Origin of the sequence: Escherichia sp. AM3 (assembly GCF_032029835.1) — a bacterium.
Taxonomy (GTDB): domain Bacteria; phylum Pseudomonadota; class Gammaproteobacteria; order Enterobacterales; family Enterobacteriaceae; genus Escherichia; species Escherichia coli.
Genome location: NZ_JAVUPQ010000362.1, coordinates 1 through 1,044, shown reverse-complemented (window position 1 = coordinate 1,044; position 1,044 = coordinate 1). Strand labels below are relative to the sequence as shown.

Here is a 1,044-nt window from a genome sequence, read left to right as displayed (position 1 = left end):
GGTGTTGATGGCACCCACCAGTTTGGCTGCTGGCGTTAATTCATCAACATATTCACACGCCAGTTGTTTGTTCGGCATTGATATACCAGTTCCGCGCATTTTGAGGGCTTTTAATCCTTCAATTGCTCCAGGAAAGCTATCGTTATCCACTTCGAAGGCCATATAGGTAAATGGCAATCCCGCTTTTTCTAAGGCTTTATTCTGCATTTCGGGCGATAAACTGTGGCGGATAGGATAGGCCATCAACCCAATCAATTCGTATTTTGCGGTAACATCCATAATTAACTCCTTTAACCTCTATGCTTAATTGTGTTTAACCGGGTGCAAAATTTACGCTCGCCAAACCGCACATCATTTTCAGGAATAATGAAAACGCGGTAATAGCGGATAAAAACAATAATTGCGGTAATCAGGGCCAGCAGCGCGAAAGTAAAATCGAGAACAATGATATATTGCAGGCCGATGTTCGACAGATAACCGGTAATCAGTGGAATAACAAAGTTAGCCAGTCCACCCATCATCATATAAATACTGGTGACTTTGGCTTTGCTTTTGGGAAAAAACTCTGACATGACCGAAACGCCGAGCTGTAAAATGCCGCCAGCTGCTGAGAAACCGATAACAAAGGCTCCGGCATTGCACACCAGTGGAGAAGGGTACAGGTAGATAATGGCTGCTGTTATTGTTGCCAGTGCAGAGTTAAATACATTAGCCCAGATGGGCCGGACCATTTTTTTCAGTAGTGCGGCAAAAATAAAGACACAGACCAACGAGCCCATACTGTAATAAGAGATGGTTTTTAATGCCTCAGCTTCTGACATACCAGCAAAAGCCATCGCATATTTGGGCATCCACACCACAATCACATAAAAGGTCGAGAATGCGGCTACACCGAACAGTACCGATGAAACACCTTCCAGCCAGACTAACGGTTTGCTGTTCATTTGCGGTAATTCATTAGTTACGCTGGCGTCCACCAACTGGCTGGGGAATTTGCTTTTCAACAGCATCAGCGTGATCAGTACAAATAGAATACCCGGAATA

2 pseudogenes are annotated in these 1,044 nt (G+C 44.3%); both read right to left on the bottom strand.

Annotated elements, in window-relative coordinates:
* Positions 1–279 (bottom strand): annotated as a pseudogene (locus RTW80_RS25845) (quinate/shikimate dehydrogenase); the annotation flags it as partial.
* A gap of 11 nt (positions 280–290) precedes the next feature.
* Positions 291–1,044, bottom strand: a pseudogene (locus RTW80_RS25840) (MFS transporter); the annotation flags it as partial.